23 protein-coding genes are annotated in these 23,774 nt (G+C 35.1%); 6 read left to right on the top strand and 17 right to left on the bottom strand.

What is annotated here, in order from left to right:
* Positions 1-452 precede the first annotated feature (452 nt).
* Positions 453-3,176, top strand: a complete 2,724-nt coding sequence (locus tag AB674_RS10195; protein WP_047776244.1) for a DNA gyrase/topoisomerase IV subunit A — start codon at positions 453-455, stop codon at positions 3,174-3,176.
* Between the two features lie 111 nt (positions 3,177-3,287).
* Here AB674_RS10195 and AB674_RS23150 read toward each other — a convergent pair whose 3' ends face one another.
* Positions 3,288-3,413, bottom strand: a complete 126-nt coding sequence (locus AB674_RS23150; protein WP_262487196.1) for a hypothetical protein — start codon at positions 3,411-3,413, stop codon at positions 3,288-3,290.
* Between the two features lie 412 nt (positions 3,414-3,825).
* On the opposite strand from AB674_RS23150, the gene AB674_RS10190 reads away from it, so the two are divergent.
* Positions 3,826-4,551 carry a JAB domain-containing protein gene (locus tag AB674_RS10190; RefSeq protein WP_053004235.1) on the top strand — a complete coding sequence of 242 codons (726 nt, stop codon included), beginning with the start codon at positions 3,826-3,828 and terminating at the stop codon, positions 4,549-4,551.
* 544 nt (positions 4,552-5,095) lie between these two features.
* Here AB674_RS10190 and AB674_RS10185 read toward each other — a convergent pair.
* The 10 genes from AB674_RS10185 to AB674_RS10140 form a co-directional block, all read right to left on the bottom strand.
* Complete coding sequence (locus tag AB674_RS10185; protein WP_047776243.1) at positions 5,096-6,889, bottom strand: cytochrome-c peroxidase; 1,794 nt, start codon at positions 6,887-6,889, stop codon at positions 5,096-5,098.
* A 68-nt stretch (positions 6,890-6,957) separates the two neighbouring features.
* Complete coding sequence (locus tag AB674_RS10180) at positions 6,958-8,439, bottom strand: hypothetical protein (protein WP_047776242.1); 1,482 nt, start codon at positions 8,437-8,439, stop codon at positions 6,958-6,960.
* 619 nt (positions 8,440-9,058) lie between these two features.
* Positions 9,059-9,829, bottom strand: coding sequence for a TerC family protein (locus tag AB674_RS10175; RefSeq protein ID WP_047776241.1), 771 nt, complete (start codon positions 9,827-9,829; stop codon positions 9,059-9,061).
* Positions 9,830-9,846: 17 nt separating this feature from the next.
* Positions 9,847-10,218 carry a hypothetical protein gene (locus AB674_RS10170; protein WP_047776240.1) on the bottom strand — a complete coding sequence of 124 codons (372 nt, stop codon included), beginning with the start codon at positions 10,216-10,218 and terminating at the stop codon, positions 9,847-9,849.
* A 177-nt stretch (positions 10,219-10,395) separates the two neighbouring features.
* Entirely contained in the window at positions 10,396-10,971 is a 576-nt protein-coding gene (locus tag AB674_RS10165) for a DUF1572 family protein (protein WP_047776239.1), read from the bottom strand.
* 2 nt (positions 10,972-10,973) lie between these two features.
* Positions 10,974-11,546, bottom strand: coding sequence for a pentapeptide repeat-containing protein (locus AB674_RS10160; RefSeq protein ID WP_047776237.1), 573 nt, complete (start codon positions 11,544-11,546; stop codon positions 10,974-10,976).
* Positions 11,547-11,621: 75 nt separating this feature from the next.
* Positions 11,622-11,843, bottom strand: a complete 222-nt coding sequence (locus AB674_RS10155; RefSeq protein WP_047776235.1) for a DUF6095 family protein — start codon at positions 11,841-11,843, stop codon at positions 11,622-11,624.
* 240 nt (positions 11,844-12,083) lie between these two features.
* Entirely contained in the window at positions 12,084-12,896 is an 813-nt protein-coding gene (murQ, locus tag AB674_RS10150) for an N-acetylmuramic acid 6-phosphate etherase (protein ID WP_047776233.1), read from the bottom strand.
* Positions 12,897-13,087: 191 nt separating this feature from the next.
* The gene (locus tag AB674_RS10145) at positions 13,088-13,756 is read right to left on the bottom strand and encodes a ZIP family metal transporter (RefSeq protein WP_047776231.1); all 669 of its coding nucleotides are present in this window, start codon (positions 13,754-13,756) and stop codon (positions 13,088-13,090) included.
* Between the two features lie 90 nt (positions 13,757-13,846).
* Complete coding sequence (locus tag AB674_RS10140; RefSeq protein ID WP_047776229.1) at positions 13,847-14,611, bottom strand: class I SAM-dependent methyltransferase; 765 nt, start codon at positions 14,609-14,611, stop codon at positions 13,847-13,849.
* A gap of 159 nt (positions 14,612-14,770) precedes the next feature.
* Here AB674_RS10140 and AB674_RS10135 point away from each other — a divergent pair, with 159 nt between their 5' ends.
* Together AB674_RS10135 and AB674_RS10130 are read left to right on the top strand one after the other, a co-directional pair.
* Positions 14,771-15,934, top strand: a complete 1,164-nt coding sequence (locus tag AB674_RS10135) for a class I SAM-dependent RNA methyltransferase (protein WP_047776228.1) — start codon at positions 14,771-14,773, stop codon at positions 15,932-15,934.
* Between the two features lie 150 nt (positions 15,935-16,084).
* The gene (locus AB674_RS10130) at positions 16,085-16,321 is read left to right on the top strand and encodes a hypothetical protein (RefSeq protein ID WP_047776321.1); all 237 of its coding nucleotides are present in this window, start codon (positions 16,085-16,087) and stop codon (positions 16,319-16,321) included.
* 275 nt (positions 16,322-16,596) lie between these two features.
* On the opposite strand, the gene AB674_RS10125 is transcribed toward AB674_RS10130, so the two are convergent.
* From AB674_RS10125 to rlmD, 3 genes are read right to left on the bottom strand one after another with little or no spacing between them, the layout of a single operon-like run.
* Positions 16,597-17,403, bottom strand: coding sequence for a DUF6048 family protein (locus AB674_RS10125; RefSeq protein WP_047776226.1), 807 nt, complete (start codon positions 17,401-17,403; stop codon positions 16,597-16,599).
* Complete coding sequence (locus tag AB674_RS10120; protein WP_047776223.1) at positions 17,375-17,902, bottom strand: DUF6452 family protein; 528 nt, start codon at positions 17,900-17,902, stop codon at positions 17,375-17,377. The genes AB674_RS10125 and AB674_RS10120 overlap by 29 nt, the downstream gene beginning before the upstream one ends.
* An 11-nt stretch (positions 17,903-17,913) precedes the next feature.
* Positions 17,914-19,326 (bottom strand): 23S rRNA (uracil(1939)-C(5))-methyltransferase RlmD, encoded by a 1,413-nt coding sequence (gene rlmD / locus AB674_RS10115; RefSeq protein WP_047776222.1) that lies wholly within the window; start codon positions 19,324-19,326, stop codon positions 17,914-17,916.
* A 221-nt stretch (positions 19,327-19,547) separates the two neighbouring features.
* On the opposite strand from rlmD, the gene AB674_RS10110 reads away from it, so the two are divergent.
* The gene (locus AB674_RS10110; RefSeq protein ID WP_240478080.1) at positions 19,548-20,534 is read left to right on the top strand and encodes a sensor histidine kinase; all 987 of its coding nucleotides are present in this window, start codon (positions 19,548-19,550) and stop codon (positions 20,532-20,534) included.
* On the opposite strand, the gene AB674_RS10105 is transcribed toward AB674_RS10110, so the two are convergent.
* The 3 genes from AB674_RS10105 to epsC form a co-directional block, all read right to left on the bottom strand.
* A complete protein-coding gene (locus AB674_RS10105) occupies positions 20,535-20,978 on the bottom strand; it encodes a hypothetical protein (RefSeq protein ID WP_047776218.1) in 444 nt (147 codons plus the stop codon).
* Between the two features lie 211 nt (positions 20,979-21,189).
* Complete coding sequence (gene cysM / locus AB674_RS10100; protein WP_047776216.1) at positions 21,190-22,077, bottom strand: cysteine synthase CysM; 888 nt, start codon at positions 22,075-22,077, stop codon at positions 21,190-21,192.
* Position 22,078: 1 nt separating this feature from the next.
* The gene (gene epsC / locus AB674_RS10095) at positions 22,079-22,870 is read right to left on the bottom strand and encodes a serine O-acetyltransferase EpsC (RefSeq protein WP_047776320.1); all 792 of its coding nucleotides are present in this window, start codon (positions 22,868-22,870) and stop codon (positions 22,079-22,081) included.
* A gap of 192 nt (positions 22,871-23,062) precedes the next feature.
* Here epsC and AB674_RS10090 point away from each other — a divergent pair, with 192 nt between their 5' ends.
* The gene (locus AB674_RS10090) at positions 23,063-23,764 is read left to right on the top strand and encodes a DUF1003 domain-containing protein (protein WP_047776215.1); all 702 of its coding nucleotides are present in this window, start codon (positions 23,063-23,065) and stop codon (positions 23,762-23,764) included.
* Positions 23,765-23,774 lie beyond the last annotated feature (10 nt).

Raw genomic sequence — 23,774 nt, 5'->3', positions numbered from 1 at the left:
ACTGTCAAACAATCTGCAAAATAAAGATGTATTTCAACAAGTAGTCGAGTTGCTTCAAAACGCTAGACAGCAGGTTTTATCAGGACTTTTACAACGATTGAATTAAGAATTTGGAAAAGGATTTTCGATAGATAATTTGGAAAGAATAAGGAAGTTTTATTTGACTTACTCAATTTCCGCATCAGTGATGCGGATTTTAGAAATTCGAAATACGCAGTCAGTGACTGCGCAATTTAGTAAACTAGATTATCCAACATTGTCTTCGTTTTTTAAATTGAGTTTTACGCACTACAATTTTTAATGTGTATTGATGATGAAAAAAAGCATTTGGAAGATGAAAAGAATGAGCAAATTTTTGCCAGCAAGTATAAGACCGTTTTACCTAGTGAGTCAGTATTAAAAAAACGCATTGAAAACAGATAACATTAAATTTATAATTTCGAATATAAATAATGAAAGACGAAGAAGACGATAACATAATTCCGGACGGGGAAGATAATAATTACGAAGAAAACTCAGCTGATGGCAATCAGGATGAGGATTCTGACGAAATTATTGATGTAGATGCCAAACATTTCGAAGGCCAGCATTTTTACGAAAATCAGGAAGAGGAAGGTCAGGATACGATTACGAAAGTAACCGGAATGTATAAAGACTGGTTCTTGGATTATGCGTCGTACGTAATTCTGGAACGTGCAGTTCCTGCTATCGAAGACGGATTTAAACCGGTACAACGTCGTATTATGCACTCTTTGAAGGAGCTGGATGATGGTCGTTATAACAAAGTTGCCAATGTAGTTGGTCACACCATGCAGTATCACCCACACGGAGATGCGAGTATCGGTGATGCTATGGTACAGATTGGTCAGAAAGATTTATTGATTGACTGCCAGGGAAACTGGGGAAACATACTAACAGGTGACGGTGCTGCAGCTTCGCGTTACATCGAAGCGCGTTTGTCTAAATTTGCTTTGGAGGTTTTATACTCTCCAAAAATTACCGATTGGGGTGTTTCGTATGACGGACGTCGTGCTGAACCGAACAATCTTCCGGTAAAATTCCCATTACTACTGGCACAAGGAGCTGAAGGTATTGCGGTTGGACTTTCAACGAAAGTTTTACCTCATAACTTCAATGAATTAATCGATGCTTCGATCAAGATTTTAAAAGGAAAACCGTTTACACTTTATCCGGATTTTATGACACAGGGTATTGCCGATGTGTCCAATTATAATGACGGACTTCGTGGCGGTCGTGTGCGTGTGCGTGCTAAAATTGCCCAGTTGGATAAAAACACATTGGTGATTACACAAATTCCGTTTTCGACCAATACCACGACTTTGATTGACAGTATTTTGAAAGCCAATGATAAAGGTAAAATCAAAATCAAGAAAATCGAAGACAATACAGCAGCCGATGTTGAGATTTTAATTCACCTTTTTCCAGGCGTTTCTCCGGATAAAACAATTGATGCTTTGTTCGCTTTTACAGCCTGCGAAACTTCTGTAGCACCTTTAGGTTGTGTAATTGAAGACAATAAACCCTTGTTTATCGGAGTTTCTCATATGTTGAAAATTTCAACAGAGAGAACGGTTGATTTACTGCGTCAGGAGTTGGAAATTCAATTGGAGGAATTAAAAAACAAATGGCATTTTGCTACTTTAGAAAAAATCTTCATCCGTGAAGAAATGTATATTGACTTTAAGCTGTATGGTGATAAAGATGGATTATACAAATATATGTACGATCGATTTGAGCCTTTCAAAAAAGCATTCGTCAGAGAAATCAACGACGATGATTTGCAACGACTGACTCAGATTCCGATGATTCGTATTACGCGTTTCGACTCTGACAAAGCCGATGATCTTATCGCTAGATTAGAAGACGAAATGAAAGAGGTAGAGCATCATTTAGAAAACCTGATAGATTTTGCCATTGCCTACTTTACGAAATTAAAAGAGAAATACGGAAAAGGTCGTGAACGCCAGACAGAACTTCGTATTTTTGATAATGTTGAAGCTACAAAAGTGGTTTTAAGAAACACAAAACTGTACGTAAACCGCGAAGAAGGTTTCGTCGGAACGAGTTTAAAGAAAGACGAATATGTAGCGGATTGTTCTGATATTGATGATGTAATTGTGTTTTTGCGTGATGGTACATTAATGATTACAAAAGTCGACTCCAAAACATTTACAGGAAAAGATATTATACATGTTGCCGTTTTTGATAAAGGAGACAAACGTACAATTTACAACATGATGTATCGTGATGGTAAATCGGGTCCTTCTTATATAAAACGTTTTAACGTGACTGGAGTTACACGTGACAAACCTTACGATTTGACAAATGGTACAAATGGTTCGCAGGTCGTTTATTTTTCGCATAATCCAAACGGAGAAGCTGAGGTGGTGACTATTTTATTGCGCCAGATTGGAACCATCAAAAAATTGAAATTTGATATTGATTTTGCTAATTTGGCAATTAAAGGACGTGCTTCAAAAGGGAATCTGGTTACTAAATATCCAATTAAAAAAATCGAATTAAAAGAGAAAGGAATTTCAACTTTACTGCCAAGAAAAGTTTGGTTCGACGATACGGTAAAACGTCTGAATGTAGATGCACGAGGCGAACTGTTAGGCGAATTTAAGCCAAGTGATAAGATATTGGTCATTAGCCAGGCAGGTAAAGTAAAAGTTATCATTCCGGAATTGTCTACTCATTTTGATGAAGATATGATTGTTCTGGAGAAATGGAAACCAAAGAAACCGATCTCAGCGATTTATTATGATGGGGAAAAAGAGCGTTATTTCCTGAAACGTTTTCTGGTAGAAACCGAAAACAAGGAAGAAACTTTTATTACCGATCACCCAAATTCGCAATTAGAAATTGTATCGACAGACTATCGTCCGCTTGCGCAATTGGTTTTTGCAAAAGTAAAAGGAGTTCAGAAAGAAGATTTACATATTGATGTTGAGGATTTCATTGCTGTAAAAGGATTTAAAGCATTAGGAAATCAATTGACCACTGATAAATTGAAACAGGTTAATTTATTAGAGCCATTGCCTTACGAAGAGCCTATAGAAGAGGTTGTAGAAAGAAAAGTGAGTTATAATGACGATGGTTCAGTTGAAACCGAATTAGATGACGACGGCCAGATAGGTCTGGTTCTGGATTAAGATAATTAGTGTAAACCGTCTCAGTTTGAGGCGGTTTTTTTTGCTTTTGCTTGTAGCTATATAGTGATTTAGATTTTTTGCCACAGATTAATGGATTAGAATGATTTTATTTTAAGCTGAAGCGATAAAAGTTTTTTTTGAATAGCCTCCTGCTTTAGCTGGAGGAATCAGATAAAGTATAGATTTCAAGGCTTTAGCCAAAACTGCAATTTTGGCTAAAGCCTTTTTTGTATGCATTTTGGAACCTCCAGCTAAAGCAGGAGGCAATTTACAATATAATTTTTGGAGTCATTTTTTAGGCTGACCTGTCATCCCGATTTCCATGATAAAAAGCGAGCGTTAATTTCGAGGCACGAGAAATCATAGAAGAAACTCCGTACAGTTTGTCATACTGAGGAACGAAGGATCTACGTTTGCTGAATCGATACCGTTGAACTTCACTTTACGGAATTACTTGTGAAGATACTTCGTTCCTCAGTATGACAAAATTGTGAAAAATAGAAGCGGAGCATTTAGTGTGATTTCTCGTGCCTCCGAAATCTGATTTATTAGATGAAACAGTAATAAAATCTATTCCTACAATACAGATGTTGATCAACCAAAATTGATTATGTTTGTGTAACTTACTGAATTTAAAAAGTAATAAAAAATGAATGTTAAGCTAACAGATAAAGATAAAATTAGTGTAACGAATCCTGATGAATTATACGAAATCATGCGACAGATTTTGTTTCGTGATAATAAAATAGACCGTGAGAAGGAACATTTCTGGATGATAGGGCTAAACATGGCAAATACAATCGTGTATATAGAATTGGTAAGCATGGGGAGCGTAAAAGCTTCACAAGCAGAACCAATGAATGTTTATAGAGTTGCGGTATTAAAAGGTGTTACAAGTGTGATCGCTGTGCATAACCATCCGAGTGGTAATTTGACTCCCTCTGAAGCCGACAAGGATACTACAGACCGATTAATACAAGTGGGGAAAATTTTAGATATAAAATTTTTAGACCATTTTATTATTAGTGCAGAAAAATATATTAGTTTTTTGGATATTGGATTAATGGCTCAATTAGAAAAAAGCCTAAAATATGTTGTTCCGTATAAAATAGAAGAAATAATCCGCAAACAGGAAATGGAAATCAGATTAGGGAAAGAAAAAGCGGATAAATTAAAGGAAACAACAAACCAATTAAAAGAATCGGCAAAAGAATTTAAGGAAACCGCAAAAATAGAAAAGTCTTTAAGGATTGAATTTGAAATGACGGTTATTTCCAATTTACTAAAACAGAAGATGACAATAGAACAAATAGCAGTTATTTTGAATCTTACTACAAAGGAAGTAGAGCAAGTTACTAAAAAGATAAAATCATAAAAATCCATTCTTAATTTAGAGCAAGGTTTGAATAGCCTCCTGCTTTAGCTGGAGGAATCAGATAAAGTATAGATTTCAAGGCTTTAGCCAAAACTGCAATTTTGGCTAAAGCCTTTTTTGTATGCATTTTGGAGCCTCCAGCTAAAGCAGGAGGCAATTTACAATATAATTTTTGGAGTTATTTTTTGGCTCGACCTGTCATTCCGATTTCTATGATAAAAAGCGAGCGTTAATTTCGAGGCACGAGAAATCATAGAAGAAACTCCGCACAGTTTGTCATCCTGAGGGACGAAGGATCTACGTTTGCTGAATCGATAGCGTTTAACTTCACTTTACGGAATTACTTGTGAAGATACTTCGTTCCTCAGTATGACAAAATTGTAGAAAATAAAATTGGAGCACCTAGTGTGATTTCTCGTATCGAAATGGTAAAAAAAGCGGGTGTAAATTTGCTAAATTTGAGCTGTTCAGAAAAAAGAAGTAATAAAAAAAGGATGTTTCGCTAACTGCGAGACATCCTTTTTATTGATGATAAGGTGTTATTTTAGTTTTGTTGGTATTTTTTATCCGTTAGTGTTTTCATGAATGCAACCAACGATTGTTCTTCTTTTTTAGTTAGTTTTAGTGCATCAAAAGGCAATGTTTGGTTGTCTACTGCATAACCCAATCCTTTTCCACCACCTTTATTGTAGAAGTCAACAACTTCTTCTAAAGTTTTAAAAACACCATTGTGCATATAGGGTCCTGTTACAGCAATGTTTCGAACTGTTGGTGTTTTGAAAGCTCCAACTAACTGAGGCATTTTATTGTATAAATATCTGCCGGTATCGGGGCTCAATGCTTTTCCTGAGATGTCATTTGGAGTTCCTATAACTTCGTGTTCGGTTTTGGAATAATTTGGTGGTACAGTTCCGTTAAACAAAGGTGTGAAGTGGCAGGTCGCACATTTTGCTTTACCCATAAAAAGATTCATACCTTCTATTTCCTGATTGGTCAGTGTATTTTTTTCGCCTCTCATATAAACGTCAAATTTAGAATCAAAAGCATTAAGCGACCTTACGTAACTGGCAATTGCGTTTTGAATTTGCCAAGCTTCCGGTTTTGCTGTTTTAGGGTATGCCTTTTTGAAAAGTTTTACATATTCGGAATCCAGTAAAATCTGAGCATGAATATCTTTTAAGGAACCATGCATTTCATCTTTATTTTCAATGACATCTACACTTTGTTTTTCTAAATCTAATTGGCGCATATCCCAAAATTGTGCATTCTGCAAAGAAGCATAGGTCAGGGTAGGCGTGTTTCTCATCAGGTTGCTGCCATTTAGCGAAACATTTGTTTTTAGGCCATCGGTAAAGGCTTTTTCAGGATGATGACAGGTAGCGCAGCTTCGGTCATTGTTTTTGGAAAGCGTTTTGTCATAAAATAATTTTTCTCCTAAAGTAGCTTTATCAGCGGTAAAATTATGCGCATCAGAAAGAACAAATCCATTTACGTCAAAGGCATCTTTATCGAAAAAAGTGGTTGCAGTGGGTTTTAACGGACTGCTTTTTTTAACATTTTGAATCTTTTCTTCTTTCTGGAAAGCTTTTATTTTTTTTGAAATCGGATTCAGATATTGAGTTATAAAAACGGCTCGGTTGAAGGCGTTAAAATTGTTGTTGTTTTTACAATATTTTTGCGCTTCTGTAATTAGTTTTTTTAAATCTGCTAACGTTTTACTAGTGCCATCAATTCTTTCGAGTAGACTTGGAATACCGATTAAACTTTCACCAGCTTCAGGAATTGAAGTCTGTAAAATTGGACTATCAAAACCGGTAATACCTAAGGCAATTACTCTAAAAACGTTTTGCTGAACAGCATCTAAGACATAATCGTTACTAATTGTAATGACTTCAAAAGTGCTTTTCAACTGTTTTATGTTGGAGGCGAAAATGTTTAATTCTCGAACTAAATCTTCCTTGTTTGTAACTTCATATTCCGGATAAATAAGTTCTTCCATAACCTGAAAACCATGTGGTTCGAAGGATTTGTTTTCTTCCAGTTCCATTTCGTCTAAGGCTGGGCCGTTCATAAAACGAGCGGTTTCAGGAATGAAGTATTCAACTGCCCATTCTACTTTTTTATAGGCCAGACGGGACTTTTTAAACTGTTCTACAATTTCTTTTTGGGATTGGTCTGTAGTCACTAATTTTTGAAATTGTACAATTTCATTGTTTAATTTGTTTAAATCAATGATCAAATCCTGATTGATGGTAGTTTGAGAATCTTGATTTTCTTTGCATGAAATGGCCAGGCAAAAAAGTATAAACAGAGGAATAAAGTATTTTAATTTTATCATAGTATATAAAAAGATAACAACCCTTATCAAAAAAATAAGGGTTGTAAATTTAATTTAGGTTGAAATTATTAGCGTTGTACGTTTCTAATAATAACAGTTTGTCCACCTTCTTTGTTGGTGTTGATACCCGAACCATCTGCATTTTTGAATGCATCAAGTTGCCAAGTGTGCGAGTGAATATTTACTGTAAAAGTGTTTGGTACACCAATTAAATCAGAGATATCTTGCATGGCACCAAATTCCCAGCTACCAAGTCTTGTCTCTCCAGTTTGATTGTATAAGGCATTCCAAGACGCGTCTGTTCTTTTGTGATTCATGTTTAACCAAGGCTTGTTTTGTTTTGATGCAATATTATATTGCCAGATGTACGAATCGTGTTTTGCATCAGCATAATAACTATCACCATCTTCCTGAATGTAAACGTAATTTTCAGTAACACAAAGGTTGTCCGGATTGATGATTCCTGTTCCCGGAGTACTATCACCTTCAACGGCTAATTCTAAAGTTCCTTTTAAAGGATCAGCAGCATCCATTTTTAGTTTGTAAACTCTTCCCCACATGGTATAACCATCAACAGGAGCGTTTGAAGTAGCTTGTCCGGTTGCTGTAAAGTAAACCTCTCTGTTATTGCTGGCACTTCCTTTTCTGTAGTCAACATCTTCTACTCTTGAAAAACGAATAGCTCCTAATGCATTTACAGTAGTATTAATTACAGCTCCTGTCAGGTTTTTTGCATTTGGAATTTCAACAAAAGAAACAGGGTAAGAATTGTTTAAAGTCATGGCAGTTTCTACCTGATTTCCGTCATTTCTTTTTAAAGCATATAATTTTCCGTTTGATAAATCTCCTACAGTACTCATATACATGATCAATTGTCCCGCACTTGCATGTGAAGTTGCGTAAGATTGATCTTCACCAATCATGATAATTGTTTTTCCAGGATACGCTTCTTTTGGTAATGGAACCGCATTTTCCATACTCGCTTTTCCTAAAGCAGGTAAAACTCTGTCGGTTTTGCTTTTGTCTGAAGATAATCCCAGTGGATTAATTCCATGAACCATACTTTCCTGACCACTTTCCCCGGCAGTTAAAAAGATTGGACCAAATCCGTGAATTTCAGGAGTGGCTAAAGTTGCTGAACACAAACGTGTTAAACCTCCAATTCCGTCTACTAGATAATCTCCTTTTACTGGTTTAAAAGTTTTGTCTAAATAAACTCTTGAGACAGATTGTAATATTTCGTGGTTGGTAATTAAGATATAACCTTCTCCGTTTGGATTTTTCATGAACCCGGCTCCATCTGGCTGTGCTCCATAAACAAATTTCGGAGATTCCGGTAAAACGTCCGCACTACTGATCAAGGTGCTAATCTGAAGGTTTTCGAAACCAGTCATCGGAAAAACAAAAGCAGGGACTTTTGAGTGTGATGTGAAATCGATAGAGGACTTTACCTCGTTAGATGCACCTTTGTTGTCATCATCTTGACAACTGATTGCAGAAAGACCTGTAATACCAAGCAATGCTAGCGATCTTAAAAAATTAAATTTCATAATATTTTGGTTTTTTTATTTTGAGCAAAGCTATCCCTCAAAAACAAAATACATGTTATGTCAGTTTTTTATAATTGCTAATAAACTATAAGGTATATATTATTAAATCGTAAATATTGGAAGTTAATTGTAAATTTTATACTTGTGGGGAAGTTATAATAAACTGCGAAAAAAAATAGAGTATGCTGCTACAAGAGTAAAGGTGCGAAATTGAAAAAACAATCCTAAAAACAAATCCATCCAATACGTTTAATCTGTGGCAAGAAAAAGTAGCCACAGATTTTAAAGATTAAAAATGATTTTGTCTCTTTTGAGCTAAAAAGTTTAAACGGTAAGGTATGCAAAGTTTAAACGGTAAGGTATGCAAAGTTTAATTATAGTATTACGGCACTTTTTTAACTTTATACCTAATTTTCTGCACGCAGATTTAGAAGATTTAGCAGATTGCACAGTTTTTCTTAAGACGTAAATAAGATCGGCCTAATCTGCTAAATCTGCGTGCAAAAGAAAAAACGCAAAGTTCGCAAAGCTATAACTAAACTTTGCGAACTTTGCGTAAACCCTCTGCGCGCTTTGCGGTTAAAATTCCCCGAAAAGAAGCTTATTTTTAAGAAAGATATTATTGTTTCTTTCGAATTTTCATATTAACAAATTCAACAGCCAACGAAAATGTTATAGCAAAATACAAATACCCTTTCGGAATCGCGCCAATGTGTTCTCCTGCAAGTGTGGCTTCAGATAAGTGCATGCTTTCCGTAATCAGCATAAAACCAATAAGGATTAAAAAAGACAATCCTAATATTTGTATAGAAGGATTCTGATTGACAAAATTCCCAACCGGAACTGCAAATAACATCATTACCGCCACCGAAATAATAACGGCAGTTACCATAATAGTCAAAGCGCCATTTACTCCGTTTGTCATTCCAACCGCAGTCAGGATTGAATCAACCGAAAAGATTAAATCGATTAATAAGATTTGTAGAATAACATTGGAGAAGGATTGCTTTGCTGCCGTCTTGATGTTTTTTTCCTCTTCGCCTTTATGATCTACTTTTTCGCTGATTTCTTTGGTGCTTTTATAGATAAGGAACAATCCTCCGAAGAACAAAATCAGTGCCTGTCCAGTAAAATCGGCATTTAACCAACCCCAGTTTATGCTGAACAGAATGGCTTTCATCGCAATTAGATAAGAAATCCCCATCAACAAGGCAATACGCATGAACATGGCTAAAAATAAACCAATTCTGGTAGCTCTTTTGCGATTTTCTTCCGGAAGTTTGCCCGTTACAATCGATATAAAAATGATATTGTCAATTCCCAGAACAATTTCAAGAAAAGTAAGCGTTAAGAGTGCAATCCAGGCATCGGGGTTTAAGAATACTTCCATTTTTAAGAGCTTTTAATTTATTCTATTTTATGAACTGTTCCGCGTTGTTTTTCTTCAGAGCCCACCATTCCAAATTCAAATGTATAGGAATCCTTTGTAGTGTTTAGGATTTTCATGCTGATTGCTTTTTCTTCCGCCATATTTTTTGGGTGTTTTTTTTGCAGAATGTATTCGCAATCACTTACCCAGCGTACAGTTGATGTATCTGTTTTGCCATCGAAAGTTTCAATTTCTATATTGTCTTTTCGTTCAAATATTGTGGTTTTTTTTACACCGTTTACTTCAAACTCAAATTTGAATTTTCCGTTTTTGAAGTCCTTGCAGTTGTGTTCTGCGTTGTAACATGATACTAATGCTAATAACGGAAGTAAGAATATAATTTTTTTCATTTTTTTGTTTATGTTATTTTTTGAGTCATCCTGAGCGAAGTCGAAGGAGTTTTAGTAGGTCTTCGACTTCGCTCAGACTGACATTTGGGTTCGCTCAGACTGACATTCAGGTTCGCTCAGACTGACATTCGGGTTCGTTCAGACCGACATTTGACTTCGTTTAGACGGATAATACGATTATTTCAATTTTTTTAACTCGTCATCCGTAAAGTTCTTAATTTCTTTTTCTTTGGCAAACTTTTCGGCATTGTAATTTCCCGATTTATTCTTCGGAATTGATAAACTGTTCCAATCGTCTTTTTTTAATTGTTTGGCATAAAAAACAATTTGTCCGATATGATAGGGGTAATGTGCCAATTGTCGATTGATGGCTTCAATGACCGTATGACCTTCGTTTCTGATGTAGATTATTTGGGAAAGTTGTTCGGGTTTTAAATTTTCTAAAGTAGTCAGAAAACAATCCCATCCTTTATTCCAAACCGCCAAAACTTCTTCTTTTGATTGTAAGTCATTTTCAAATTCGGCATCACGATTGCGCCATTCTTTTTCGCCATCGGTAGTTAGGAAATCAGTCCAGCGTGATAACATATTGCCCGAAATGTGTTTTATGATTGTAGCGATACTGTTCGTGTCTTCATTTATGGCAGTAAAAAGCTGTTCGGGTTCCAGTTGGGCCATTGCTTTTTCTCCTAAGATTTTGTAATATAAAAATTGCTTTTTAACACTTTCTAAATACGATTCGGTTGCATCCATAACTAAACAATTTTAATGTCATATTTGTCTAAAAGGCCTTCAATTCCCTGAGTTGCAAATTGTGCTTTTCGCATTGGATTAAACTCGGGATCAATTTTGTAATTATAAGCTGTTCTAAAGTCAACCGCCGCTAATTGAGTTTCGTTAAAAATAGCTCCCTCAAGATTGCAATTATCAAAAGAAGAGCTTGTGAGATTGGTTCCTATAAAAGTTACTTCTCTCACCGAACAGTTTATAAACTTAGTTTTGGGCATTTTTTTGTTCGAAAAAATAGCGTAGTCTAAAGTGCTTTCCTCAAAGTAAACCTGAAATAAAAAGTCATCACACTCATTAAAGGCAATTCCTAAAAGTTTACAATTCTTAAAAGTCACATTTTTTAAACTCGTTCCGGCTAAACTGGTCATGGAGAGATTGCAGTCTATAAATTCGCAGTCTAAAAAAGTATTGTAAGCAAAATTACTGTTGGAAAAATCACAATTTTTAAATACACAATCTTCAAACTCGCGATTGTTTATTTTTTTATCAATATAAATGACTTTGTCAAATGTTTTCTGAATGTGTATTAGACTTTCCATACAATTTTGTGGTTGTTTTTTAGCAAACCTAACAGGTTTTAAAAACCTGTTAGGTTTATAATATATTTTAGAAATTTAATCATTAAACAAACCTTTCATGATGATTTTCAATCCATAAAAAATTAAAAACATGGCACTTAAACAAGCTACAATTCCGATTCCTAAAACCAAATAGTGCCAGTTCGTATGCTGATTCATAAAAGCGTTATAAATTAGGGATGGTCCAATGAATAGTAACGGTAATGAACCTGTCACGTATTTGATGCCTTTTCCGAGTAGTTCTTTATTTGTTGACATATTTTTTTAAGGTTTCAGGTTTAAAAGTGTTTCAGGTTTAAAGTTGTTTCAGGTTTCAGGCTTCAAGTTTTTCGCAATCTTGTCATTTCGACGGAGGAGAAATCACACAAGAAATTCCGTTATGAAAATCGCTAATCTTTGTCGAATATTGAATGTGATTTCTCCTTCGTCGAAATGACAAATCGATAGTACTCTGACCAAAAACATCTTACATCTCACATTTCACAAGCTTTCCACATTTTACAAATTATAGTTGTCAACAGCATTTCTCACGCTGCCATATTTTTTCAACAAATCAGAGGCTTCTTCATATGAAACAGGGATTTCTCCCATAATCATTTTGACACCGCGATCCACCAATTTGATGTTGCTGAGCTGCATATCGACCATTTTGTTTCCTTTTACTTTTCCAATTTGGATCATGGCTGCAGTCGAAATCATATTCAGAACTAATTTTTGTGCAGTTCCGGCTTTCATTCTGGAGCTTCCGGTAACAAATTCAGGTCCTACGACCACTTCAATTGGAAATTGTGCAGTTAAGGCTAATGGACTTCCTGCGTTACAGGTAATAGATCCTGTGGTAATATTATTCTCATTACAAGTTTCTAAACCTCCAATTACATAAGGTGTCGTTCCAGAAGCGGCAATACCTATAACAATATCATTTTTTCCAATATTATTTGCTTGTAAATCAATCCAGGCTTGTGCTGCATCGTCTTCGGCATTTTCTACGGCACGACGGATTGCAGTGTCCCCACCGGCAATAATTCCGTTTACTAGATCAAACGGAACGCCAAAAGTAGGAGGACACTCAGAAGCATCAACAACGCCTAAGCGCCCTGATGTTCCGGCTCCGATGTAAAACATTCTTCCGCCTAGTTTTAACTTGGCTACAACTTGTGCTACAAGAGCTTCAATTTGTGGCATCGCTTTTTCAACAGCGTGCGGAACGGTTTTGTCCTCGTTATTGATATTAGCAAGCAATTCATGGACAGACATTTTTTCTAAATGATCATATTTTGATGCTTGTTCTGTAGTTTTTGTAAAAATCATGGTATCTTTTATGTGCTGTGTTACAAAGCCTCAAAGTTACAAAGTTTTAAGGCTTATAACAACGAAATATATTTGTACCAATTAGTTTTTTGTGAGGAATTAGAAGCAACCTGCTCCTGTATGTTTATGAAATGTGGGTATTGTAAGCGATTTGTCAAATAAAATCTCTTGTTAAGATCTGTTGCTGTTAATTATAAGAAAAAAGCCAACAGAACGCCAAGAACGATCATCGACACTTTAGCGACATTAAATTTATGCCCTTCGCTACTTTCAAAAATAATAGTAGAGGAGATGTGAAACAAGATACCGATTACAACTGCTGTAATCTCTGTATAGTATTCGTTTAAAATCGGCAAATATTCTGATGCGATTGTACCTAACGGCGTCATAACTGCAAAAGTTAGCATAAAAGCAAAAATGGCTTTTTTGTTTAAGCTTGCGTTTAGAAAAAATGTCGTTAATATAATGGCAATTGGCAGATGATGAATTGCAATTCCAATCGCTAAATCATGATGATGGCTGACAGGGAAACCTTCTAAAAAAGCATGAATACACAAACTTATAAAAAGCAACCACGGGATTTGGTTCATTTTTTCGTGCCCGTGAACATGACCGTGTTCTGCGCCTTGTGAGAAAAATTCCAGAATGATCTGAAACAGGATTCCCACCATGATAAACAAACCAATATTATGATTGTGTGACGCGTAAACTTCCGGTAACAGGTGCATAACCGTCAAGGATAGTAAAAACGAGCCGCTAAAAGCTAATAAAAGTTTTAGATTGGATTTGTTTTTTGGCTTTAAAAACAAAGCTACAATATAGCCCAGAAGTACCGAAAATAAAGGTAATAAGTAGTTCATTTTTTGTTTAATCGTTTGTTAAGTTTAATCGTTTAACTGTTGGATTGTTTAATCGATGCAACGGTTAAACAAAGAGGCAATTAAACCATTTTATTTAAAAATCATGATTAATCGTTCGCTTTCAGTCTTATGAAACTTTTTTAGTTTATAATCTCCAAAAGTATCTAAAAGAAAAATACCTGCTTCATTCATTAACTCTTCGAAATCCTTTAATGTTAAGGCTTTTACTTTTTCGGTAAAATGAAAATGCTGGCCTTTATCTTCAAAATCTATTTCTTTAAAAATATGTCCGTCTTGTAGATATCTTTTGATTTTAAAATCGATATCGTCTACTGTTTTAATTTCTTCGGGAACCAAAGTTTCTAAGACCTGAGTTACATTCATGAAATCAATTACAGCAAAACCATATTCGGATAAGCTTTCTTTTATGGCTTTTAAGGTGGTTAGATTGTCGTCATCACTTTCGAAATAACCAAAACTTGTAAACAAATTGAATATCGCATCAAATTTTTCTTCAAAAGGCTCACGCATATCGTGCACCTTAAAATGAAGTGTCTCATTACTGTTTTTGCTTGCTTCAGCAATGCTGTTTTCAGATAAATCGGCTCCTATTACGTTAAAACCTAATTGGTTTAAGTAAATAGAGTGACGGCCTTTCCCGCAGGCAAGATCGAGTACTTTTGCTTTTTCAGGTAAATTTAGATAATGTGTAAGATTATCCATGAAAATCTGAGCTTCGCGGTAGTTTCTATCTTTATAAAGAATGTGGTAATAGGGAGTGTCAAACCACGAAGTAAACCAATTTTCGGTGTTACGTTCCTGATTCGGTGTGGATGAGTTCGATGCGTCAGACATTTATTCTATTTCAATTAATTCAAAAGTCCCGCAAATTTAGTGTATTTTTGCCGAAAAATAACTATTTCGCAATGATACCTCGTGAATCATTGTGTGTAAGGTGAAATTTTTAATGCAGATTTGAGATTGATAAGAAATCTGTTTTAATTTAGAGAAAAAATGGAAGAAAATTTTAGAATGATAGCCAAATGTTTTTTTGGTTTTGAAGAAATATTGGAAAATGAGTTGCGTGCGCTTGGTGCTCAGGATGTAGAAAAAGGAGTGCGAATGGTTAGTTTTAAAGGCGACAAAGGATTTATGTACAAAGCCAATTTGTCGTTGCGTACTGCTCTTAAAGTTTTGAAACCTATATATTCTTTCAGAGCGAATAATGAACAGGCATTGTATAAAGGAATTTCAGGTGTAAACTGGTCTAAATTATTGAATGCCAATCAGACTTTTGTTATTGATGCTACAGTACATTCTACTTATTTTAATCACTCTGAGTTTGTTTCTCAAAAGTGTAAAGATGCGATTGTAGATCAATTTAGAGAGCGAACAGGGCAGCGTCCGAGTATTGATAAAGCTTTTCCGGATTTAAGAATTAACATTCATATTGATAAAGATCAGGTTTCGGTTGCGTTGGATACTTCAGGGAATTCATTGCACCAACGTGGTTACAGAACTGCTACGAATATTGCACCGATTAATGAGGTTTTGGCAGCAGGAATTTTATTGTTGTCAGGTTGGGAAGGACAAAGTCATTTTCTGGATCCAATGTGTGGTTCGGGAACGTTTTTGGCAGAAGCTGCTATGATTGCTTGTAATATTCCGGCAAACATTAATCGTAAAGAGTTTGCTTTTGAGAAATGGAAAGACTGGGACAACGATTTATTTGATCAGATTGTAAACAGTCTGATGAAAAAGACAAAAGAATTTCATTACACTATAAAAGGTTTTGATAAAGCACCAAGTGCAGTAAATAAAGCTAAAGATAACATCAGAAACGCTAATTTAGAAGATTACGTTACGGTTCAGGAAAATAACTTTTTTGATAGCGAAAAAGCGGTTGAAGGTAAATTACACATGGTTTTCAATCCTCCTTATGATGAACGTTTGGACATTCATATGGAAGAATTCTATAAAAATATTGGGGATACTTTGAAGAAAAGCTACCCGGGAACAAACGCTTGGTTTATTACAGCCAATCTTGAAGCACTGAAATTTGTTGGATTAAAACCGTCCAGAAAAATCAAACTTTTCAACGCAAGTTTAGAAGCGCGTTTGGTGAAGTACGAAATGTACGAGGGAAGTAAGAGAACAAAGTTTCAGGTTAATGAGTAGAAAAAAAGGTTCTAAGGGACTAAGTTTCTGAGGTGCTAAGCTTTTTTATACAATTTAAAATAATAATTTTAAGGTTCTAAGATGTTGAGTTACCAGATTAAAAAAATCTTAGAAACTCAGTATCTGAGAACCTTAGCAACTTTAAAAAAAATGACAAAACTACAAGTAAGAGGTTTTTTATATCAGTTGGGATGTTTCGCTATTTTGTTTATAGCGGGAAGGTATTTGGTAGCAAGCTATACCGGATTAACAGGACTTTGGATTCCGGTGACCTCTTTTATTGCCGCGACTTTGATTTCGCCTAAATTTCAAGCAGTAAAAACCAAAGACGGTGAAAAGCTTTTTATGAAATGGATTTTTATAAAAGGAATTAGAGAAATAGGGTAGGTGCTAAGGTTCTAAGTGACTAAGTTTCTAAGTGACTGAGTTTCTAAGAAAAAAACTTAGCGACTCTGCGTCTTTGCGAGATTCTAAAACGAGACAAAGTGTATCATAATTTTTGGTTTTGATTCGTTCGAGATTGAGTTTCTCTCATAAAAAATAAGCCCCAGATTCATGAATCTGGGGCTTATTTTTTTGCTATATTTTTCTCAGTTAAAAAACTTAGAAACTTAGCCACTTAGAAGCTTAGCAACTTAGGAACTTAGCAACTTAAGAAAAACCTATTTCTTCGGAATGTCTTTAATCTCCGGAATGATTACTTTTTTCTTGTAAAGCGGAATAAAATAAGAAACGGTATAATTAAAACCTACTCCAAAATTTCCGTCATAGGTTCTGTTAAAACCGGGAATATAAAGATTTTCAAAATTCCCTGGTTCTTTATTGCTTACCAAAAGTTTTAGCTGAACACCAAAACCAACAAATACGTTATTGAAAACTTTTGCTTTAACTCCCATAGCGACTTCGAGCCAGGCAGCAGTAAGACCATTGTATTTCTCACCTGAAACAATTGATTCTTGTGATGACCAGTAAGGATCTCGATTATAGATTTTATAAGTATTTAATTGTTGACTAAAAGTACTAAAACCACCTCGCAAGCCTATAGTGATAAGGTTTTCCATATCAAGCCAGTTTTGATACGTATTGTAGTCAAAACCTCCTTTTATATACGTTCCTGTTGCGGTGGAGTTTACTCTGTCGTCATCAGTGGTTTTGTCTTCAAAACCAAGTTCTGCCGCTAAATAGTATTTTTTCGTCAGACGAAAATCACCTGTAAATTCAACACCTTTATAATCTTTGTCGTAAAAACCACGTGTTAGTTTGTAGACATCAACACCAACGCGCAGACCGTATCGATCTGTTTTTGGTGGGATTGTGTCCGTTGTAACCTGCTGAGCAGCTGGTTTTTTGATTTCCGATTTTGGTTTTTCCTGAACAGTTTCTTTTGTTTTGGTTGTTTCTTGTGCCTGAACCATAAACATTGAAAACAAGAGAGGAATACTAAAAAAATACTTCAACATGTGTCTCATTTTCGTATTCAATGTTAGTTTTTTTTATGTTAATTTGTTTCATCCAAGGGTTGTCAGCATCAGGGATTATTCGAATGAAAGCTTCTAGATTAAAAATAGTTTTAACACCACAAGCTCTTGAAACATAAATGTTTTGACGCGTGTACTTAAATTCCAGTACATCCTTGTTAAACTCAGGAGAATTCGGATTTCCCGAGTCGTAAATAAACGTATAAGTTGTCGTGTCAGCATCTGTTCTTAAAGGAATGGAAATTGAATTAGCATTGGTTATGTACATTGCATCACCAATACCGGATTTATTAAAAACAATACCATTATCTTGTTTTTCACCAATTACTTTAAGGTTTTTTACATTCTTTTTTATAGATGCATTGGTTATATCATAAAAGGAGATTACTAAACGTGGCGTTGTTGGTGTATCTGCATCACAAATGTCATCTTTCTCGCAGCCGGATAAACCAAAAGCAAAAAGCAATAAAAAAGAGATTATTTTTTTCATGTATATTTTTGTTATCTAAGTTCTAAAAGTACAACATTTTCAACATGATGCGTTTGCGGGAACATATCTACCGGACGGACACGTGTTACCTTGTATTTTTCATCCATCAAAGCTAAATCACGTGCCTGCGTTGCTGAATTACAACTCACATAAACGACTTTTTTAGGTGCAATTTTCAAAATCTGATCAATAACGGCAGCGTGCATACCATCTCTTGGCGGATCCGTAATAATTACATCAGGTTTTCCGTGTTGTGCAATAAAAGCTTCATTAAATACGACTTTCATGTCTCCAACAAAAAACTCACAATTGGTAATATTATTGCGTTCTGCATTGGCTTTAGCGTCTAAAATAGCTTCTGGTACACTTTCTACCCCGATTACTTTTTTTGCCTTTTTAGAAACAAACTGAGCAATAGTTCCGGTTCCTGTATATAAATCATAAACCGTTTCGTTGCCGGAAAGACCTGCAAAATCACGTGTTATTTTATACAATTCATACGCTTGATCAGAGTTGGTTTGGTAAAATGATTTCGCATTAATGCTAAATTTTAAACCTTCCATTTCTTCTAGGATATAATCTCTTCCTTTGTATAATTTAACATCCTGATCGTAGATGGTATCATTTGCTTTTCCATTAATTACATACTGCAAAGAAGTAATCTGTGGAAACTTTTCATATAAATGATCTAATAACAATTCTCTGTTCTTTTGGTCCTCTTCAAAAAACTGAATCAAAACCATGATTTCTCCTGTTGAAGCCGTGCGAATCATAAAAGTACGCAATAAACCGGAATGCTCTCTAGGATTGAAAAAAGCTAAATTATGCTCGTTGGCAAATGCTCTGATTTCGTTACGAATAGCATTCGAAGGATCTTCCTGAAGGTGACACTTGGTAATGTCAAGGATTTTATCCCACATTTTTGGAATATGGAATCCTAAGGCATTTCTGTTTCCTAAATCTTCCGTACTATCAATTTCTTTTTCGGTTAACCAACGACTGTTAGAAAACGAAAATTCCATTTTATTTCTGTAGAAAAACTGTTTGTCTGAACCCAAAATAGTTTCGAATTCAGGAAGCTCCACTTTTCCAATACGTTGTAAATGATTTTTTACTTCGTTTTGCTTGTAATACAGCTGTTGACTGTATTTCATGTTTTGCCATTTACATCCTCCACAAACACCAAAATGATCGCAAATAGGATCAATGCGATGCTCTGATAATTCATGAAATTTTACTGCTTTGCCTTCATAATAGGCTTTTCTTTTCTTAAAAGTTTGTACATCAACTACATCACCAGGTACCACATTCGGAATAAAGATCACTTTTCCGTCAGGAGCCTTTGCTACTGATACTCCCTTTGCTCCAGCATCAAGAACTTGAATTTGATGAAAGACAACTTTGTCTGTATTTTTTCTTCCCATAGCGCAAAAATAAGGGTTTGTAAACTTTTATAAATTTAAATTTTAAAATATTTTACCATTTTTTTTAAATTGTTAGTTTAATCGACTTTTAAAAGTAACTTTGTTTTAGCAATAATCCCAAAAGCTACATTTTTAACCTATAGTTTTGTTATCTTTTTATGAAGTTGTATCACAATCTTTCACAAATTAGCTTTTTAAAGAAGAGTTACGCATTCAAATTCTTGTTTGTAGCTTTTATAGGTATACATATTCCCCTTATCGGTATTTTGTTTTTTGTGCTTTATTTTGATACTTCTATTTCACCGGCTTCTGTTTTGGTTTTTTCTTTAATAATGACCTTACTGGCAACTGCGATAACACTCTTGGTTTTAAAGAATTTAATTGAGCCAATAGCAAAGGCTTCAAAATCTTTAGACGATTACAGAAATAACAGAAGATTATCGGTTTTGCCAACGGAATACAGCGATGAGGCGGGTTTGCTAATGTGTAATATTCAGGAATCTATTTATGAAGCCGAAAGTTATATAAATGAAAAACAGGATTTAATTTATATGCTTTCACATGATTTAAAAAACTTTGCAGGGAATCCTCAGGGTTTAGCCAATCTCATTATAAGCGAAAATCCGTCAGACTCGGTGAAACATCTGGCCGGTTTGATTTGTGAATCCACTAATTTACAATTTAGATATATCGATAATTTTATTAAATTGTTGAATGAACAGGATCAGATTGTAAAAATGAATCAGGAATTAAAAACGATTGTATTCCCTAATATTTTGCCTTTTATCAATGAGCAGGTCGAACAACGACTGATTGATAAAAATATTAAGCTGACTTTGAGTTTAGAGCTATCTGAAGCTAAATTGAGAATCGAAGAAGGTTTGTTGGTTCAGGTTTTAGTGAATCTGATCAGTAACGCAATAAAATTTTCTTACTTTGACAGTGAAATTAAAGTGAGAATCTATTTTGAAGATGAAGAATTGATCATTACGGTCACTGACAAGGGGATTGGTTTTGACAAACATCAAATTGATGAATTGTTTAAAAAGTTCACCACAATGAGCCGATTAGGAACAGCAAAAGAATCCTCAACCGGAATTGGGCTTTATCTCTGTAAAAAAATCATAGAGAGAAATAGAGGCATCTTAAGTGCTACCAGTGAAGGAAAAAATAAAGGAGCTGAATTTAAAATCGTTTTTGAACTCTGATTAGGATCTTTTCTTGATGATTTCGTAATTGATAATGGTGAAAAAATAGAAACAAGTATCTGCTGTTATTTTTCCCAGAATAATTCCGAAGAAATAGTTCCCGCATAAGATTGGCATCCAATACATGCAAAAAGGGCGAACGACTAAAAAATCTAAAAACGCCGGATATCCAAACTCTAAAACTAAATTTTTGACAAGAGATACAATCTCACCAAATGTGGTTGTTTTGTTTTGAAGTTTATTCTGCTGTGCAATTTTTCTATAAGAAGAAACCAGAATAGTCCCGTAAAAAGCAAGATATTCGGCAAAGGTAATAAGGTAGGCTGTTGTTAATCCGCTGTAGATTGTGCTGAAGAATGAGGTCAGAAGTGCTGCTGTTGTACTTGCTAATTCAGCATATTTATACCTGTTAAACCATTCTTTGAAATTTGATTTTGTAAGCATTTTTGTTTGAAGTGACTAAGTTCCTGAGGGGCTAAGGTACTGAGTTTAATTTTGGAATGGAATTTTTTGTTTGAAGTGACTGCGTTTAGTCTTATAATGGAAGATTCTGTTTAATTTGAATAAGATTCTGAGAGGCTAAAATGATAAATTTTGATTTACAATGAAAAGAAAACTTTTTGACTTAGCATCTCAGAAACTTAGTCTCTTTTTCTTAATCAAATAAATCAGAAGAAAGATAGCGATCCCCACGATCGCAGATTACGGCTACGATAACTCCCGATTCTAATTGTTCTGCTATTTTTAAAGCTACTGCAACAGAACCTCCGCTGCTCATTCCTGCAAAAACACCTTCTTCAAGCGCTAAACGTTTGGTCATTTGACGGGCTTCGTCTTCGCTGATATCAATAACGGTATCAACTTTTGAAGCATCAAAAATTTTAGGTAAGTATTCTTTTGGCCATTTGCGAATTCCCGGAATCTGAGAACCATCGCTTGGCTGTGCGCCAATGATCTGAATGTCCTGATTTTTTTCTTTTAAATAAGTCGAAGTCCCAATGATTGTTCCGGTTGTTCCCATTGCCGAAACAAAATGGGTTACCGTTCCTTCAGTATCGTTCCAGATTTCTGGTCCGGTAGTTTTATAGTGCGCTTTCCAGTTGTCTTCATTGGCGAATTGATTTAACATCAAATAACCGCCTTCTGCGACCTTTTTGTCGGCATAGTCACGCGAACCGATAATTCCTTCACTGGCAGGTGTTAAGATCACTGTAGCGCCATAAGCACGCATGGTCTGCGTTCGTTCTTTTGTAGAATCTTCCGGTAATACTAATTCTATTTCTATTTGAAACAATTGAGCGATCATCGCAAGTGCAATTCCTGTATTTCCACTGGTTGCTTCAATTAGTTTGTCTCCTTTTTTGATGTCGCCTCTTTCAAGTGCCGATGCAATCATGTTATAAGCGGCTCTGTCTTTTACGCTTCCGCCGGGATTATTTCCTTCTAATTTTAATAGCAGTTTTACATTTTTATTTTTAACCAAATTGACTGTTTCCATCAATGGTGTGTTTCCAATTAGGTTTAGCAGTTTCTGTGGACCCATATTATCTTTTTTCTTTTATTTTAATTTCTGTAGTGGTGGTATTTGTTACAATAGAGTCGGCGGGAATCGATTTGGTGATCCAGGCATTTCCTCCTACAATACTGTTTTTGCCAATAACGGTTTCTCCTCCTAAAATGGTCGCATTTGCGTAAATGCAAACATTTTTTTCCACGGTTGGGTGGCGCTTGGCATTTTTCATTTCTTTGCTTACACTCAAAGCACCTAAAGTAACACCTTGGTAAATTTTGACATGTTTTTCGATAACGGTGGTTTCTCCAATAACAATACCGGTGGCATGATCAATAAAAAACGGTGAAGCAATAGTAGCACCGGCATGAATGTCGGTTCCGGTAATTCGATGTGCATATTCACTCATTAATCTCGAGAAGAGTAACAAGTCCATAAGGTACAATTCGTGACTTAATCGGTAAATAGCAATGGCATAAAAGCCCGGATAGGCTAAATAAACCTCGTCAATACTATTAGAGGCAGGATCGTTTTCTAAAATATACTCTGCATCCTCATTTAGTTTTTCTAAGACACCCGGAAGTTTTTCCAGAAAACGTTCCCAGATCGACTCGCACAAGTTTTCCGGTTTTTTGCAGGCCAGAATAGCAATCTCTTTAAATCGTACTTCAAGTTCCTGGATACTTTGGTCTAACGCTGCATTAGAATCAAAAAGAGTGTAAAAAAGCTTTTCGGTAAAGTCTTCCGTTTTGGTTTTGATCCCGTAATTTATATTTAAATGACTTTTTAACGCTTTTATATTTTGTATGATAAGTTCTTTTGACACAATTGTAAAATTGAATGAATATTTTTGAAGCCTTAAAAGTAAGGTGTTTTTTGGAAACAAAGGCATGATTTGCCTAAAGAAATTTTGTTTTGCGAATTGGATTTGTGATAAATAAAGAAAAATAACAGACTACTAATTTATTGTGATTCGGAATAAGTTAAATGCTTAAATTAGCAGTTAAAACACATTAAAATGAAAAACAATCCGACTTTTAAAAGTGCTATTTCTAATTTGTCTTTCCCTGCAAAGGATAAAATTTCGGGAAAATCGATTCACGATCCTATTTTAGGCCTTATTGTAAAAGATTATCCGGCTTTTTGCGATAGTGATTTCATAGCGGTTAAGGAATTGAATGCGTATCGTCAGAAATACATCTCCAATTATTTATCTACGGAGATTGGAGCCCTTTCGGATCTTGAAAAGAATGTTATTGAGTCATTAAAAGAAGATAAATCAATAGTGAGTATTGTTGAGGATGAAGATGAGAACAGAAGTTTTGGACAAAAAATAGCCGATAAGGTAGCTGATTTTGGAGGGAGTTGGACGTTTATAATCTCATTTCTGTTTTTTATCATCGTTTGGATTGCTTTGAATGTCTGGATTTTGGTGAATAAAGGTTTCGACCCTTATCCTTTTATTTTGCTTAATTTAATTTTATCCTGTATTGCCGCATTACAAGCTCCGGTAATTATGATGAGTCAGAACCGTCAGGAAGAAAAAGATAGAAATCGTGCCAAAAAAGATTATATGATTAACTTAAAATCGGAATTGGAAATTAGAATGATTCACGATAAAATTGATCATTTGATCATGCACCAACAACAGGAGTTAATCGAAATTCAGAAAGTACAAATCGAAATGATGGATGATATTCTGAATCAGATTAAAAAATAATTGGAGTGTA

Origin of the sequence: Flavobacterium sp. ABG (genome assembly GCF_001027725.1) — a bacterium.
GTDB lineage: Bacteria > Bacteroidota > Bacteroidia > Flavobacteriales > Flavobacteriaceae > Flavobacterium > Flavobacterium cupriresistens.
Note: the sequence above shows the minus strand (reverse complement) of the source record. Positions and strands in the feature narration are given on the sequence as shown.